Source organism: Allorhizobium sonneratiae (assembly GCF_023700755.1).
Classification (GTDB): domain Bacteria; phylum Pseudomonadota; class Alphaproteobacteria; order Rhizobiales; family Rhizobiaceae; genus Allorhizobium; species Allorhizobium sonneratiae.
In genome coordinates, this window is the sequence record NZ_JAMKOJ010000002.1 from 464227 (window position 1) to 479044 (window position 14818).

At 57.5% G+C, this 14818-nt stretch carries 16 protein-coding genes and 1 tRNA gene; 7 read left to right on the top strand and 10 right to left on the bottom strand.

The genetic code is table 11. The features are described 5' to 3' along the window. The first annotated feature begins 55 nt into the window (after positions 1-55). Both NAC44_RS05155 and gshB read left to right on the top strand, forming a co-directional pair. Positions 56-532, top strand: coding sequence for a cupin domain-containing protein (locus NAC44_RS05155; RefSeq protein WP_420839876.1), 477 nt, complete (start codon positions 56-58; stop codon positions 530-532). Between the two features lie 231 nt (positions 533-763). Beyond that, positions 764-1711, top strand: a complete 948-nt coding sequence (gshB, locus tag NAC44_RS05160) for a glutathione synthase (protein WP_250938535.1) — start codon at positions 764-766, stop codon at positions 1709-1711. Between the two features lie 48 nt (positions 1712-1759). On the opposite strand, the gene NAC44_RS05165 is transcribed toward gshB, so the two are convergent. Beyond that, positions 1760-2131, bottom strand: a complete 372-nt coding sequence (locus tag NAC44_RS05165) for a GtrA family protein (RefSeq protein ID WP_250938536.1) — start codon at positions 2129-2131, stop codon at positions 1760-1762. Then, the gene (locus tag NAC44_RS05170; protein ID WP_420839883.1) at positions 2128-3135 is read right to left on the bottom strand and encodes a glycosyltransferase; all 1008 of its coding nucleotides are present in this window, start codon (positions 3133-3135) and stop codon (positions 2128-2130) included. The genes NAC44_RS05165 and NAC44_RS05170 overlap by 4 nt, the downstream gene beginning before the upstream one ends. Before the next feature lie 155 nt (positions 3136-3290). On the opposite strand from NAC44_RS05170, the gene NAC44_RS05175 reads away from it, so the two are divergent. Next, on the top strand, positions 3291-5144 hold the full coding sequence (locus NAC44_RS05175; protein ID WP_250938539.1) for a hypothetical protein: 1854 nt from the start codon (positions 3291-3293) through the stop codon (positions 5142-5144). Between the two features lie 63 nt (positions 5145-5207). Here the strand turns inward: NAC44_RS05175 and NAC44_RS05180 are convergent, their stop codons facing one another. Further along, entirely contained in the window at positions 5208-5435 is a 228-nt protein-coding gene (locus NAC44_RS05180; RefSeq protein ID WP_250938540.1) for a hypothetical protein, read from the bottom strand. Positions 5436-5589: 154 nt separating this feature from the next. On the opposite strand from NAC44_RS05180, the gene xseA reads away from it, so the two are divergent. Further along, positions 5590-7182 (top strand): exodeoxyribonuclease VII large subunit, encoded by a 1593-nt coding sequence (gene xseA / locus NAC44_RS05185; RefSeq protein WP_250938542.1) that lies wholly within the window; start codon positions 5590-5592, stop codon positions 7180-7182. 162 nt (positions 7183-7344) lie between these two features. Here xseA and fabI read toward each other — a convergent pair whose 3' ends face one another. From fabI to fabA, 3 genes are read right to left on the bottom strand one after another with little or no spacing between them, the layout of a single operon-like run. Then, positions 7345-8151: an enoyl-ACP reductase FabI gene (fabI, locus tag NAC44_RS05190; protein ID WP_250938544.1), complete on the bottom strand. Its 807-nt coding sequence runs from the start codon at positions 8149-8151 to the stop codon at positions 7345-7347. 5 nt (positions 8152-8156) lie between these two features. Beyond that, positions 8157-9380, bottom strand: a complete 1224-nt coding sequence (fabB, locus tag NAC44_RS05195; RefSeq protein WP_250938546.1) for a beta-ketoacyl-ACP synthase I — start codon at positions 9378-9380, stop codon at positions 8157-8159. A gap of 34 nt (positions 9381-9414) precedes the next feature. Further along, complete coding sequence (gene fabA, locus NAC44_RS05200; protein WP_250938548.1) at positions 9415-9930, bottom strand: 3-hydroxyacyl-[acyl-carrier-protein] dehydratase FabA; 516 nt, start codon at positions 9928-9930, stop codon at positions 9415-9417. Positions 9931-10234: 304 nt separating this feature from the next. Here fabA and irrA point away from each other — a divergent pair, with 304 nt between their 5' ends. Continuing rightward, complete coding sequence (gene irrA / locus NAC44_RS05205) at positions 10235-10654, top strand: iron response transcriptional regulator IrrA (protein WP_250938550.1); 420 nt, start codon at positions 10235-10237, stop codon at positions 10652-10654. 236 nt (positions 10655-10890) lie between these two features. Here the strand turns inward: irrA and NAC44_RS05210 are convergent, their stop codons facing one another. Then, positions 10891-11529 (bottom strand): trimeric intracellular cation channel family protein, encoded by a 639-nt coding sequence (locus NAC44_RS05210; protein WP_250938552.1) that lies wholly within the window; start codon positions 11527-11529, stop codon positions 10891-10893. A gap of 185 nt (positions 11530-11714) precedes the next feature. Between NAC44_RS05210 and NAC44_RS05215 the strand changes: the two genes are divergently transcribed. Continuing rightward, positions 11715-12185, top strand: coding sequence for a hypothetical protein (locus NAC44_RS05215; protein WP_250938554.1), 471 nt, complete (start codon positions 11715-11717; stop codon positions 12183-12185). Here NAC44_RS05215 and NAC44_RS05220 read toward each other — a convergent pair. From NAC44_RS05220 to NAC44_RS05230, 3 genes are all read right to left on the bottom strand, one after another. Continuing rightward, complete coding sequence (locus tag NAC44_RS05220; protein ID WP_250938556.1) at positions 12175-12999, bottom strand: YdcF family protein; 825 nt, start codon at positions 12997-12999, stop codon at positions 12175-12177. The two genes, NAC44_RS05215 and NAC44_RS05220, sit on opposite strands and share 11 nt — an antisense overlap. Before the next feature lie 67 nt (positions 13000-13066). Beyond that, positions 13067-13142 (bottom strand) — tRNA-Ala (locus NAC44_RS05225). Between the two features lie 222 nt (positions 13143-13364). Then, a complete protein-coding gene (locus NAC44_RS05230; RefSeq protein WP_250938557.1) occupies positions 13365-13748 on the bottom strand; it encodes a TIGR02300 family protein in 384 nt (127 codons plus the stop codon). A gap of 296 nt (positions 13749-14044) precedes the next feature. Between NAC44_RS05230 and cmk the strand changes: the two genes are divergently transcribed. After that, entirely contained in the window at positions 14045-14698 is a 654-nt protein-coding gene (gene cmk, locus NAC44_RS05235) for a (d)CMP kinase (RefSeq protein ID WP_250938559.1), read from the top strand. Positions 14699-14818 lie beyond the last annotated feature (120 nt).

Consider the following 14818-nt stretch of genomic DNA (forward strand, 5'->3'; position numbering starts at 1 on the left):
CAACCTCCGCTTAACGATCTGGCATTACCCTAGAACGCTCACGGGGACTGGGGTTATGCCTTTTAAATTGCTTATTGCCGGCTGGGCCGGTTTCACACTGATGACAAAACGCCGTGATGGGCCAGTCGATCCTGTTATTTCGGCACCCGCGCGTTCTCTGGAGATGCGGCCTCAGCCAATTCATCCGGACTGGATTATAGAAGGTGAGCCACAGGCGCGCCTTGCCGATCATTCCAGAAGTGATGATGAAGCCAGCGTGACAGCCGTGTGGGATTGCACTGCCGGAACCTTTCGCTGGCATTTCGGCTGGGATGAAACTGTTGTCATCCAGGAAGGAAGCGTTCTGGTCACCACCGAGGATGGTTCCGAACGGCTGTTAAAAACAGGCGATATTGCCTATTTCAAAGCCGGAAGCTGGGCAACATGGCGCATCGACACCTATGTCCGCAAGATCGCCTTTCTGCGCAAACCTTTTCCTGAGCCAGTTGCGATACTGTATCGTCTGCGCAATGCCATGCGCAGCCGGGCATGATGAACGGGGAGGATATGACAAAAGCCACTGCATCATTCCTTAAATCGGGTGAGATTTAAGGTGAAAATGATGCAGCAGATGAAAAGCGTTACGGCGAGTTTTGTGCGCCATATTGGGCGCACGGCGCTGTAGGCCGGAAAAATCGGGAGGCGTGTCAGAAATGGTGCGCACGCCATTGTGCTTTGAGGTCGGGAGGCCTAAATCTTTCGCGGTTTCAGCGAGAGAAAGACAATGGCCAAGATCAAGACCGTCGCCGTCCAAATGGACCACGTCTCCACGATTAACATCGCAGGCGATTCCACCTTCGCCATGAGCCTTGAGGCTCAGGCGCGCGGTTATCAGTTGTTTCATTACACGCCGGATCGGCTGACCATGCGCGATGGCAAGATTTATGCGTCCGTCGAGCCGATGCAACTGCGCGATGTCAAGGGTGATCATTTCACGCTGGGGCAAGCCGAACGGGTCGATCTATCGACTATGGATGTGGTGCTTTTGCGCCAGGACCCACCCTTCGACATGGCCTATATCACCGCCACCCATCTCCTGGAACGCATCCATCCGAAGACGCTTGTCGTCAACGATCCGGCCTGGGTACGCAATTCGCCGGAAAAGATTTTCGTCACCGAATTTGCCGATCTGATGCCGCCAACGCTGATCACCCGCGATCCGGGCGAAATCGCCGCCTTCCGCGAGGAACAGGGCGACATCATCCTGAAGCCGCTTTACGGCAATGGCGGCGCAGGCGTGTTCCATTCCACCCGTGATGACCGCAATTTTACCTCGCTTCTGGAAATGTTCGGCCAGATGTTCCGCGAGCCCTTCATCGCCCAGGGCTATCTGCCGGCGGTGCGCAAGGGTGACAAACGCATCATTCTTGTGGATGGCGAACCGGTGGGTGCTATCAACCGCGTTCCAGCCGAACATGACAGCCGTTCCAACATGCATGTCGGCGGTCGTGCCGAAGCCACCGAACTGACGGCACGGGAAAAGGAAATCTGCGCCCGCATCGGCCCTGCCCTCAAGGCACGTGGCTTCCTTCTGGTCGGTATCGATGTGATCGGCGATTACATGACTGAGATCAACGTCACCTCGCCGACCGGCATTCGCGAAGTGAAGAAATTCGGCGGCGCCGATATTGCCAGCCTGCTCTGGGACGCCATCGAAAGCAAGCGCGCATAAGGGTCTGTTTCATGCAGACCTGTCGGGGCGGAAGCGATCTCGATCCGTTTATCGGAAAACAAAGCGGCCATAGCCGATATAGCTCAGCGCTGTGGCCGACAGTGAGGCGATGATCAGGGCTGCATAGGGATTAAGCGCCGGCATGGCCAGAAGCAGGCCGGAATAGAGGCCGAAATTGACCAGGGCGGCAATGGATCCGACCGATCCATAGCGAAATCCTTCCACCACGATCGCCCGTTTCGATGCACCGAATGTGAAGCGGCGATTGAGCAGCCAGGCAATCATCGTTGCTGCAGCAATGGCCAGTCCGCGCGCAGCAAAAGGACCGACACCGGTATGATGCAGCAGCAGAAAAAACAGGCTGACGTCAATGACGAAGCCGAAGGAACCGACACAGGCGAAGCGAAAGAGTTTTTTCATGCGGCGTCGGCAATGCCGGATTGAGGTTTGACTGGTTGCTCATCCTCTTGCCCCCAGTCGAGCGCAGGCTTTCTGCCGTCAAGTGAGAGATAATGCAGACGAAGCTGGTCGGCACGCGCACGCGAGAGAGAATCGAGAATGAGCCCCGCCGTCAACAGAAGCAGGCTCATCATCAGCAGCGCGACCGCCAGAACCCAGGTGGGCAATCGCAGCACCAGACCGGTCTCGAAATAGCGGATCAACACCGGGGTCATGAAAAACAGGCTTGCACCGAGACAGCCGGTGGCGAGCGCGCCGAAAAAGGCGAAAGGCCGTGTCTCTTTTGTCAGCATGGCAAACATCCAGAGAATTTTCGCCCCGTCCCGCAGGGTGGAGAGTTTGGAATGCGACCCTTCCGGGCGACGGCCATAATCCAGTTCCAGTTCCGCCACCGGCAGCTTCAACCGTGATGCATGAACCGACATTTCCGTTTCGATTTCAAACCCGCCAGATACGGCAGGAAAGCTCTTGACGAAACGGTGGGAAAAGGCGCGATAGCCAGAAAATATATCGCTAAAGCCCGGCCCGAACAGAAACCGATAGAGCCGGTTGAACAGACGATTACCGACGGCATGGCCCTGACGACCGGCATCTTTCAGCACGCCGCGGCGCGTGCCCACCACCATATCGGCTCTTTCGCTCACCAGAACCCGGATCAATTCTTCAGCATCCTTTGCCGCATATGTGCCATCGCCATCCGCCATGACATAGATATCGGCATCGATTTCGGCAAACATACGGCGCACCACATGGCCTTTGCCCTGACGACGCTCGCGAAACACATGCGCGCCCGCCAACATGGCTTTCAACGCCGTGCCATCGGTGGAATTGTTGTCATAAACGTGAATGGATGCGCCCGGCAAAGCCGCACGGAAACGCTCAACCACCTCACCGATAGTCGCAGCCTCATTATAGCAGGGAAGAAGAACGGCCACGCCGGCAAAATCTGTCTGGCCCATGAACACAAAACTCAAAACAAAAGGATCATCGGGCAGACCTGGGAGACCCCCATGACCACCGGGCTTTACTATTTCTTGAGAAGGTTAAGGCTAGGTTTCCGACCGCCAGAAAATTTTCATGGGGCCGATCCTCGGCGCCTTCAGCCAAAGCCTCACATCTCATGCGTTCTGCCGACGACAACACCACACTTTCCGTTCGCACACCCTTCAGAATGTCGCCCTTCGTGGTCCTGTTTTATGGATGCGTCACCATTCTGGTGATCGCAGCGATGACCTTGCCCCATAGCCGGGATTATGTCGGCTCGGACAATGACGATGTCATGCGTCTGGTCGAGGTGCGCGATTTTCTGACCGGTCAGGGCTGGTTCGACCTGATGCAGTACCGTCTTGGTCTTGAACCCGGAACACTGATGCACTGGTCGCGGCTGATCGATCTGCCGATTGCCGCCCTGATCCGGCTTTTTGGCCTCTGGCTGCCACCTCTGAAGGCCGAAGCGATGGCGCTCACGGTCTGGCCATTGATGACAACGCTGCCCGTGCTGGCCATCATGGGAAGCACCGGTGCGCGTCTTGGCGGGCGCGCCGCCATGCATATCGCCCTTGGATTGACCGCCCTTTATCTCATCACCTCCAACAAGTTTCTGCCCGGCGCCATCGATCACGATAATGTGCAGGTGCCGCTGATGGCATTTCTGGCGCTGGCGCTCAGCAGCGGTGAAGGTTGGCGCATCTATGCATGGGCCGGTTTTGCCGCAGCCCTTGCCCTTGCCATCGGCGCGGAAACGACGCCCATTGTCGCGGTCGCCTGCGCCATCGTCGCCCTGCAATGGGGCTGGAGCGGCGTGGCCATGCGCGGCCGCGTGCTGGGATTTTCCCTCAGTCTGGCGCTCTGCGTGACCGGCTTTTTCGTCGCCACGGTCCCGCCTGCGCGCTATGGCGTGGTCACCTGCGACAACCTCTCCTTCGGCTTTTACAGCCTCTCGGCCATGGGCGGCGGATTGCTCTTCGCTCTGGCACTGTTTGCCAGCCGGAGTTTACGGATTATCCGTCTTGCGCTTCTGTCAGCGCTTGCGGCCACAATCTTCATCACGGCCCATGAGATTGCACCGCAATGTCTCGGCAATCCGCTTGCCAATCTCGATCCCATGCTGGTCACCCTCTGGCTCGATCACATTAACGAAGCGCGTTCCTTTCTCATGGTCGCCAAAACATCGCCCGACGAACTGGGCGGCTATTATGCCGTGGGTCTTCTTGCCATTCTGGTCTCGGCCATCCGGCTTCTCCGCCGCGATCGCCCCATTGCCCATCTGACATATCTCCTTCTCGTGGGCGTGAGCTATGCGATCACAGTGATCCAGGTGCGTGGTTCCACTTTTTCCAATCTGCTGGCCATTCCGCCGCTTGCCCTGCTGGCTGCCGACCTCAGACATGCCATTACCCATCAAAAGCGCAGCAGCCCAAGCTATAATCTTGCCTATGCCCTGACCTTGCTGGCGTCGGTGCCTGCCCTCTGGTCTGTGTGCAGCGTCCTGCTCATCGACGGGCCGTCCAGCGTGGCAGAGCGACTACCCAGCGACAAAACCTTGCCGACTGGCAGCCATGGCAAAACCGCCCGTCACGGCTGCGATACGCAGGCTGACCTACAGGAACTGGCCGATCTGCCCGCAACCACAGTGTCAGCGCCCTCCGGTCTTGGAACGGCCATTCTGCGCTTTACCCATCACCGTGTGCTGGCCGCGCCCTATCATCGCGATCAGGCAGGCCTGCTCACCCAGTTGCATATCGGCCTTGCCACGCCAAAGGATGCACACGCCTTTCTGGCGGGAGCAAAGGTCGGCATTCTTGCCTTCTGCGCCAATGATCTGGAAACGAAACTGCTGATGCGGACCAAGCCGGATGGTCTCTACGCCATGCTCGACAAGGGAGACGTCCCGGATTTCCTCACTCCCCTGCCCCCATCGCCGCAAAGCGGGCTCATCCTTTACCGCGTCCAACCTGAAACAGAAAAACCGTGACACGGAAATCCGTGGGCCAAGGGTGCAAATGACAGAAGGGATTTGCCGGAAAAGCCCTTCTGCTTATAGCAGCGGGCGGCGGGTGGTCAGGACCACCAGCATGAGGCAATCGATCAGGCCGACATTATAGCCGATCAGCATCATGAGAAAATCGATGGCATTGAGACCGAAAGGGCCGAAAAACAGCACCAGCCCCATGATGAACAACAGGATGGCCACCAGCACAATCGCCAGAATATTTCGTGTGGCGGCAGTGGCAATGCCAAGCCCCATGGCAAGCAGGAACACCATTGATCAATCCTGTCGTACGCAGCGTTACAATGGCGTCAATTTAGCGAAGCAGGGTTAACGATTGCCTTTTATCAGACCCAGCCGTCGCAATGATTTTCATCGAATCCCCGCTTTCCGGGATGCGTTTTTGCCCGCTTCTTTGTAAAAGAGAGCCATGGCCTCACTGTTCAATGACGATTCGCCCTCCAATCTCACCGAGTTTTCGGTGTCGGAACTGTCCGGTTCGATCAAGCGTACGATCGAGACGGCCTTTGATCATGTGCGGGTGCGCGGTGAAATATCCGGTTATCGTGGACCGCATTCCTCCGGCCACGCCTACTTCTCCCTGAAGGATGACCGGGCGCGCATCGATGCCGTCATCTGGAAAGGCACCTTTTCCAAGCTGAAATACCGCCCCGAAGAAGGCATGGAGGTGATCGCCACCGGCAAAATCACCACCTTCCCCGGCTCGTCGAAATACCAGATCGTCATCGAACAGCTGGAACCGGCTGGCGCTGGCGCGCTGATGGCACTGATCGAGGAGCGCAAGCGCCGTTTTGCTGCCGAAGGCCTGTTCGATCCGGCGCGCAAGAAGAAGCTGCCCTTTCTGCCGAAGGTCATCGGCGTCATCACCTCGCCAACCGGCGCGGTGATCCGCGATATTCTGCACCGCATTTCCGACCGCTTCCCCGTTCAGGTCGTCCTCTGGCCGGTCAAGGTGCAGGGAGAAGGCTCGGGAGATGAGGTGGCGCGCGCCATTGCCGGATTCAATGCGCTGGAGGAGGCAGGCGATATCGCCCGACCCGATGTGCTGATCGTGGCGCGCGGCGGCGGCAGTCTTGAGGATCTGTGGAGCTTCAATGACGAGGCCGTTGTGCGCGCTGCAGCCGCCAGCACCATTCCGCTGATTTCTGCCGTCGGCCACGAGACGGACTGGACACTGATCGACTATGTCGCCGATGTGCGGGCCCCGACGCCGACCGGGGCCGCCGAAATCGCCGTTCCGGTCCGCGCAGAGCTGGAGGCTGAACTTGCCAGCCTTGCCGCACGGCTTTCCGGCGCGGTCAACCGGCAGATGGACCATCGCCGCCAGTCGCTCAAGGCGCTCGCCCGGGCGCTGCCCTCGCTCGATCAGCTCATGGCCCTGCCACGACGCCGGTTTGACGAGGCAGCCAGCGGTCTTGGCCGCGGGCTGGAACTGAACACAATGATGAAACGCCGCAGTTTCGAGCGAGCCGCAGCAAAGCTTTCGCCCGAGACCCTGCAACGTCGCCTGTCTGAACGCCGTCAGCGGGTCAGCGAACGCTCGGCCCTGGCGGAACGGATCATCGAGCGGCTGGTCGAGCGGCAGAAATCCCGTCTCGGTCGCTTCGATGCGACGCTGACGGCGGTGCCCTCCCGGCTGAAGGCGCAGATCGAACGCTCCGCCGACCGGCTGGGCAATCTTACCCATCGCGCCGACAGCGCCATGAAACATGAATGTGCCCGACGCGGAACGGCTCTTGCGGCGCAGGAGCGGATGCTTCTGTCGCTATCCTATAAAAACGTGCTGAAACGCGGTTATGCCGTCATCCGCGATGAAGACAACCGCCCGGTATCGCGGGCGGGGGCATTGAACGATGGTCAGTCCGTCGCCATCGAATTTGCCGATGGCCGGATTGATGCCGTCACCGGCAACGCGGATCCGGCATCTGCTGCGGTGAAAAGTCAGAAAGGCGCGGCTCCGCGCAAGGGTGCCAAAGCGCCCGATCAGGGCAGTCTGTTTTAGAGCGCTTTTTAGTCTGATTATATGAGATCGGCGCTCTCAGTCTTTGTTATTCCGTACTTCCGGACTGAAAACCGTTTCACACTTTGCTCGGGACAAGGCTCAAAAAAACACCGGCCCTTTCGGACCGGTGTTAACAAGCTGTTTCAGGCGCAATGACGGCAATCAATCCGCATCGGCGTTGCGCAGCACATCGAGTGTCGGCAGCGAGGTGATGTTGTAGCCGCCATCGACATAATGCACTTCGCCTGTCACGCCGGCCGAGAGATCGGACAACAGATAAAGCGCCGAACCGCCGATATCCTCAATGGTCGGCGTGCGGCGAAGCGGTGCATTCTTCTGGTTCCAGTTGAGAATGGCACGGGCGTCGGAAATCCCTGCCCCGGCCAATGTGCGCACCGGACCGGCCGAGATGGCGTTGACGCGAATGCCGCGCGGACCATAATCGGCAGCAAGATAGCGCATCGATGCTTCAAGGGCGGCCTTGGCCACACCCATGACATTGTAGTTCGGAATAACGCGCATCGAGCCGCCATAGGTCAGCGTCAACAGCGACCCGCCGTCCGGCATCAGCTCTACGGCTCTTTTGGTGATCTCCGTGAAGGAAAAGCAGGAAATCACCATGGTACGGGTGAAATTCTCCCGCGTGGTGTTGGCATAAAGCCCTTTCAGCTCATTCTTGTCGGAAAAGCCGATGGCGTGAACGACAAAATCCAGCGTGCCCCAGCGTTCGCGAAGCGCATCGATGACGCCATCAACGGAGGCGATATTCTCCACATCGCAGGGAAGCACGAAATCGGAACCAAGTTCGGTCGCCAGCGGCTTGACCCGCTTGCCCAGCGCATCGCCCTGATAGGTAAACGCAAGCTCGGCCCCGGCGGCGGCCAGTGCCTGGGAAATGCCCCAGGCAATAGAATGACTGTTTGCGACACCCATGATGAGTCCGCGTTTGCCTTGCATCGAAGCGATCATGGATGTCATCCGTTATAGCGCTGGAAGACCAGCGTGGCGTTGGTTCCGCCAAATCCGAAGGAGTTGGAAAGCACAGTGTCGATCTTGGCGTTGTCGATCCGCTGGCGCACGATCGGCACGCCGTCGAATTCCGGATCGAGTTCGCTGATATGGGCACTTTCACCAATAAAGCCCGCCTGCATCATCAGGAGGCCATAGATCGATTCCTGCACCCCGGCAGCACCAAGCGAATGGCCGGTCAGCGACTTGGTCGATTGGATCGCCGGGATCTTGTCGCCGAACACCTCACGGATGGCGGCAATTTCCTTGCTGTCGCCAACCGGCGTCGAGGTGCCGTGGGTATTGATGTAATCCACCTCGCCCTGAACCGTCGCAAGCGCCTGACGCATGCAGCGCATAGCGCCTTCACCGGAGGGGGCCACCATGTCGTAGCCATCGGAGGTGGCGCCGTAACCGGTCAGTTCGGCATAGATTTTCGCACCGCGTGCTTTGGCGTGTTCCAATTCTTCAAGAACCAGAACGCCGGCACCCCCGGCAATGACGAAACCGTCACGGTTCTTGTCATAGGCGCGCGAGGCGGTAGCCGGAACATCGTTATATTTGGTCGACATGGCGCCCATGGCGTCGAAGAGATCGGACATGGTCCAGTCCAGATCCTCATGGCCACCGGCAAACATGATGTCCTGCTTGCCCCACTGGATCATTTCGGCGGCATTGCCGATGCAATGTGCCGAGGTGGAGCAGGCCGAGGAAATCGAATAATTGACGCCGTGAATCTTGAACCAGGTGGCAAGGGTTGCAGAGGCCGTAGACGACATGGCCTTTGGCACAGCAAAGGGGCCGATGCGCTTCGGACTGTTGTTCTGGCGAACGATATCGGCAGCTTCGACGATCTGCTTGGTCGATGCACCGCCCGACCCCATAATGATACCAGCGCGAGGATTGGCGCTATAATCCTTTTCCTCAAGACCGGAATCGGCGATGGCCTGCTTCATCGCCACATGGTTCCAGGCACCGCCTTCGGACAGGAAACGCATGGCGCGGCGATCCACCAGGTCGGTGGGATTGAGAGAGGGCCGGCCCCAGACCTGACATTTAAACCCGTGCTCGGCAAAATCGGGAGAAAAGGAAATGCCAGACCTGGCGTCACGCAACGACGCGGTCACTTCCGCCGCATCGGAGCCGATGGAGGAGACAATGCCCAAGCCTGTAACGACGACCCGTCTCATGAAAGCACCTTCTGTTTGCATCATAGGCAGGCGCTCAGCCTGCTTTTTCCTGAAAAAGACCGACGCGAAGATCGCTGGCCTTGTAGATGGTTTCGCCGTCAGCCTTCATCCAGCCATCGGCAATGCCCAGCACGAGCCGTCCCCGCATGACACGCTTGAAATCGATGCCATATTCGACAAGCTTCGTTTGCGGCGTCACCATGCCGGTAAACTTCACTTCGCCGGTCGAAATGGCGCGGCCCTTGCCGGGTTCGCCCAACCAGCCCAGATAAAAGCCGGTCAGCTGCCACATGGCGTCAAGACCGAGGCAGCCCGGCATGACAGGATCGCCCTGAAAATGGCAGGGGAAGAACCAGAGATCCGGGGTAATGTCGAATTCGGCGCGGATATAACCCTTGTCGTGCGGACCACCGGTTTCGGAAATCTCCGTGATGCGATTGAACATCAGCATGGGCGGCAGCGGCAATTGCGCATTGCCGGGGCCGAATAATTCACCCCGTCCGCAGGAAAGAATCTCTTCGTAATTGTAGCTCGATTGTCTTTCTACCATGTGGCTTTCCATTTCCTCCCTCGGTCGCACGCTCAGGAGACTTAAATCAACATGGCGACGAATTGAAGCCGATACCAGTGCAATCCCGATCTTTAATCGGTCGTTATCGGCTTTTCCCAGTCGCTCTTGCCCCGTCGCATACAGGAAGAGCTTATGATCGGCCAGAGAAAAAATCTGCAAATCGCGTTGTCATACTGCGCTTTTGCCAGATTTTACCAACCGGGACGCTATTGAAACTGCCGATCGCAACGGGTATATGTCATTTTTAAAGGTTCTAAGGTTTGCAAGGCAGGAGAAGGTTCCGATGAAGGCGAAAGCCTCGGACAGTGTGGAAGCAAAATTGCGGCACTCGGGCCTCAGGCCCACGCGTCAGCGCATTGCTTTGGCAAGCCTGCTTTTTGCCAAGGGTGACCGGCATTTGACCGTTGAGGAACTTCACGAAGAGGCGGTGGCCGCCAATGTGCCCGTTTCGCTTGCCACCGTCTACAACACCCTGCATCAGTTCACCGAAGCTGGCATGATCCGGGTTCTGGCGGTTGAAAGCAACAAGACCTATTTCGACACCAATGTGTCGGATCATCACCACTTCTTTGTCGAGGGAGACAATGAGGTGCTGGATATTCCGGTCAGCAATATCATCATCGACAATCTGCCGGAACCGCCGGACGGAATGGAAATCGCCCATGTCGATGTCGTTGTCAGATTACGCCACAAGCGTAGCTGATCTTCCCTGTCCGTTTCCAAGACATCTCCACCTGTTTCAACCTGCCCTTAGACCAATTCCAGCAAAAATCTGACACCGTTGCGCCTCTGGACTTGCCTGAAAACAGAGAGTCAGAGTGTTTCACTGAACGCTGTAAATCATATCATGTTTCATTGTCCTCAATGAAACGATGCCGTCCATGCGACGCATCAAAGACTGAAAGCACGTTGCATCAGGCTGATAAGACGCAACATGCTTTAGTTCAGGAGATCTTTGGGGTCGCGTCCAGGCTTGTGGCCACGGGTCGGAAATGTCCAGCCATAGTAAATGGCGCCACCACGCACGAGAAAAGCAGCCATCGTCCCACCTGCTGACGCCAGGGACAGGGACAAACCGAAAGTCGTAGCCAGCGTGAAGATCGAAGCGCCGATGAGTGCCGCTGTGATATAGATTTCCGGCCTGAGCAGTACGGACGGCTCATTGGCGACAAGATCACGCAGGACACCGCCCAATGTTGCAGTCATCGTGCCAGTGACAATGGCAATGGTGACGGAACCGGTCGCCGCAAGACCTTTGGCTGCCCCCATGACGCAATAGGCGGAAAGGCCGATGGCATCGAGCCAAATCAACAGCCGATAGCGCGATTCGATCAGAGGTGCGGTGAAAAACACCAGAACACCGATGGCACAACAGATGACGATATAAAGCGGATTGAGAACCCAGAACACCGGCAAACGGCCCAGAACAATGTCCCTCAGTGTGCCGCCGCCCGTGCCGGTGATGGTGGCCAGAAACAGAAAGCCGATGATATCGAGCTGTTTGCGCGAGGCTGACAGCGCCCCCGTGGCGGCAAACAGAGCCACACCGGCATAGTCTAGATAGATCAGAAGCGACATTCGGGTTCCTTGCGGCAACGGGCAGGATCGGCTTTCGCACAATCCTGCGTTTGAGACTTATTAACCCTGTAGCGTTAAAAACCCGTAGCATCCTGTGTTTTAGAAGACGCGCGCAGCATGAACGGATCAAGGCAATAGTGGCCATTTTTGCTTTGACAATGCACGTACAATGAGAGGGGCCGGTCATGAAATTTGCTCTGAGACTTTTCCTGAGCCTGCTCTATGTTTTTTCAGGCAGCATGGCGCTTGCCCAGCAACAGCTCGTGTCGGATCCGGAGATTTTTGAAAAGGATCATTTCCGCAAGGTCTGCCAGACGGCCTCCTTCGACCCCAATTACGTCACGCGTCTCGATATCAATAATGACGGCCTCATGGATGCGGTGGTCAACGAGGGTGGCTTGACCTGCGATGGCAAGCATGGTCCCGACTGCAACAATGAAGGCTGCCCGTATAATTTCTATGTTCAGGTGCAGGAGGGCGGTTATCTGCTGATCGCCACTGCGCGGATTTTTGGCTACGACTTCATCAAGCGCTACGGCAACATGGTTTTCGTGCTGAAAATGGCGCCGCATTACTGCGACCGCACCGATGACAAGCCTTGTGAAATGACAGTCAGGGTGCGCGGCGTGATGTTTGTGACGCTGTTCAAGAAGTAGACGTGCCTACCGTCCCGGCCGGTTCCGGCGCGGGAAAGACCGTCGATATGCGCCCCGCAACCCGATAGGCCAGAAGACCCAGCCATTCACGCAATGCCGTTGCCGTGTTCCTTGCATTCAGCGTGGGTTGGGTGAAATCGAGGCCAAGCCTTGTCTTGCCTGTTGTGCGGTAATCTGTCGGCCAGGGAAGAACGCTGATATCCTGTTGGCGCATCAGCCCCATGGCGCGGGGCATGTGAAAGGCAGACGTGATCAGAAGGCAGTCCTGGAGATTGTTCTTTTCCAGCAGGCTTTTGCTGTTTTCGATGTTTTCCTCAGTGTTTCGCGAGGTTTTGTCCAGAACCAGCCGCTCCGGTGCCAGACCGAAGGCGGTGAAAAAACGTCGGGCGGTCACGGCATCGCCGTCATAATCCCCGTTGAACGAGCCATCGCCGCCCGAGACCAGAATTTTCGCGCCGGGAAATTTCAACGCCAGACGCAGAGCTTCGACATAGCGGTCTGCCGCCTCGTTCATTTCATAGCCCTTTCGTGCCGTGTTGATGTCGGAGGAAAAAGCCCCACCGAGAACAATCATACAGGAGACAGCCTGTGGATCATGGCCCGGCTTGGGAAAGCGCGCTTCAAGGCTCTGCAGGGCCACAGTGCCTGCCGTGGTATACAGCGTGACGAACAGGATCAGCAATCCCAGCGTCGTGGCGGCAAAACCGATGCGACGGAACCGGGTCAGGCTGACAATCAGTCCGAAAAGGCCAAGAAGAAAGGTGAGAGACAGGGGCTGCGCCAGCAGCCAAAGCAGTTTTCCAAGCAGAAACATGGGGATTCTCTTCACACCAAATGAACGCATTCAGCCGGTGAAAGACAATTATGACATTTGAATGATTTGGTGGAGCTAAGCGGGATCGAACCGCTGACCTCTTGCATGCCATGCAAGCGCTCTCCCAGCTGAGCTATAGCCCCATCAGGATGCCGGCTGACCCGGCCCGGGAACCTTGGAAGCGCTGCTTCCGTCGGTGTGGCGGCTTATTACTGTGCGGCTTGCGCCGTGACAAGGGGGAAAATGCCGGTCATGACATTTTTTTGACGTCCAGAAGCGCAAAAACAAGACAAAGCCTTGAAAATGAACAAAAAGAAAAGGCCGCACCAATCCGGCACGGCCTTTTGAACGATGCATGCAAACGATCAGACTTCGTCTTCGTCGCCGGTCACGCCAATGATACCGGACATGTCGTCGTCCTCATCATCGTCATCCGCTTCAAGGAAGGTGTCGTCATCGTCATCGATTTCGACATCGTCGTCGCCCATATCGGGAATGTCGTCTCCGCCTGCGGCCTCATCGGCATCTTCGAGGGAGACCATTTCGATATCGGTGTTTTCGGTATCGACTTCCGCCACATCCTCTTCTTCGGCCTTCTCCATGATCGAAGCAACGGAGGTCTCTTCAAAATAAGAGAGCGGCCAGGATTTGCCCGTATAGGGCGACACGATCGGATCCTTGTTCAGATCGTAGAATTTCTTGCCCGTGTCGGGGCAAGTGCGTTTGGTTCCAAGTTCTGCCTTCGCCACTGTCAAAGCCTCATGAGCACGTGAAGATTAGGGGCATACGCCAAATCCGGGTATTGTCCGGGATAATTCAAGACGCTGGCCTTAATCGTTATGGCGGTTTCTGTCAAAGGCAAACTGAAAATGCGCCTTTCACGGCATGAACAGGCATTCCACACGCTTATTTCTGCGCACGGAACAGGCTGCGCATGCGGCAGCAGCCCGGGGATGACCGCAGGGCGGGCCTGTGTTAGAGCGTCGGGCCAATTCCGGTTACAGTCTCTGGCCCGACATGGGGCGACGCAGGAGGGAGGCCCATCATGGCACAGAATAGTCCAGCCCATACCATCATCGCCATCGATGGCCCGGCCGCTGCGGGAAAAGGCACGCTGTCGCGCCGGATTGCCGAGGAATACGGCTTTCATCACCTTGATACCGGCCTCACCTACCGCGCCACCGCCAAGGCGCTCATCGATCGCGGCCTGCCACTCGATGATGAAGCGGTGGCAGAGCAGGTGGCGCTGGATCTCGACCTCACAGGTCTCGACCGCGAGATCCTGTCAGCCCATGCGATTGGTGAGGCTGCGTCGAAAGTGGCGATCATGCCCGCCGTGCGCCGCGCTCTGGTCGAAACCCAGCGCCGCTTTGCCGCCAAAGCGCCCGGCACGGTACTGGATGGGCGCGACATCGGCACCGTTGTCTGCCCGGATGCGACTGTGAAGCTTTATGTCACGGCGACGGCTGAAGTGCGGGCGCGCCGCCGCCACGAGGAAATGGTGGCAAAGGGACAGGCTGCCGATTACGCCACCATACTGGATGACGTCAGGCGCCGCGATGCGCGCGATATGGGGCGCGCTGACAGTCCTTTGAAACCAGCAGACGATGCGCACTTGATCGATACGTCCGAAATGAGTATAGAGGCGGCATTTCAGGCGGCAAAGGTCTTGATCGAGGCTGCCTTGAAGACGAAATGACAGATGGACGGGCGTTCGACACCCTGTCCTTATCAGCCGCAACCTTGTCCTTGCGCCGGATTGCTCTCTTCAAAGAGGGCGGACGAGGAAGCGGCCGGTTTCAACACCAGCCCACCGGCG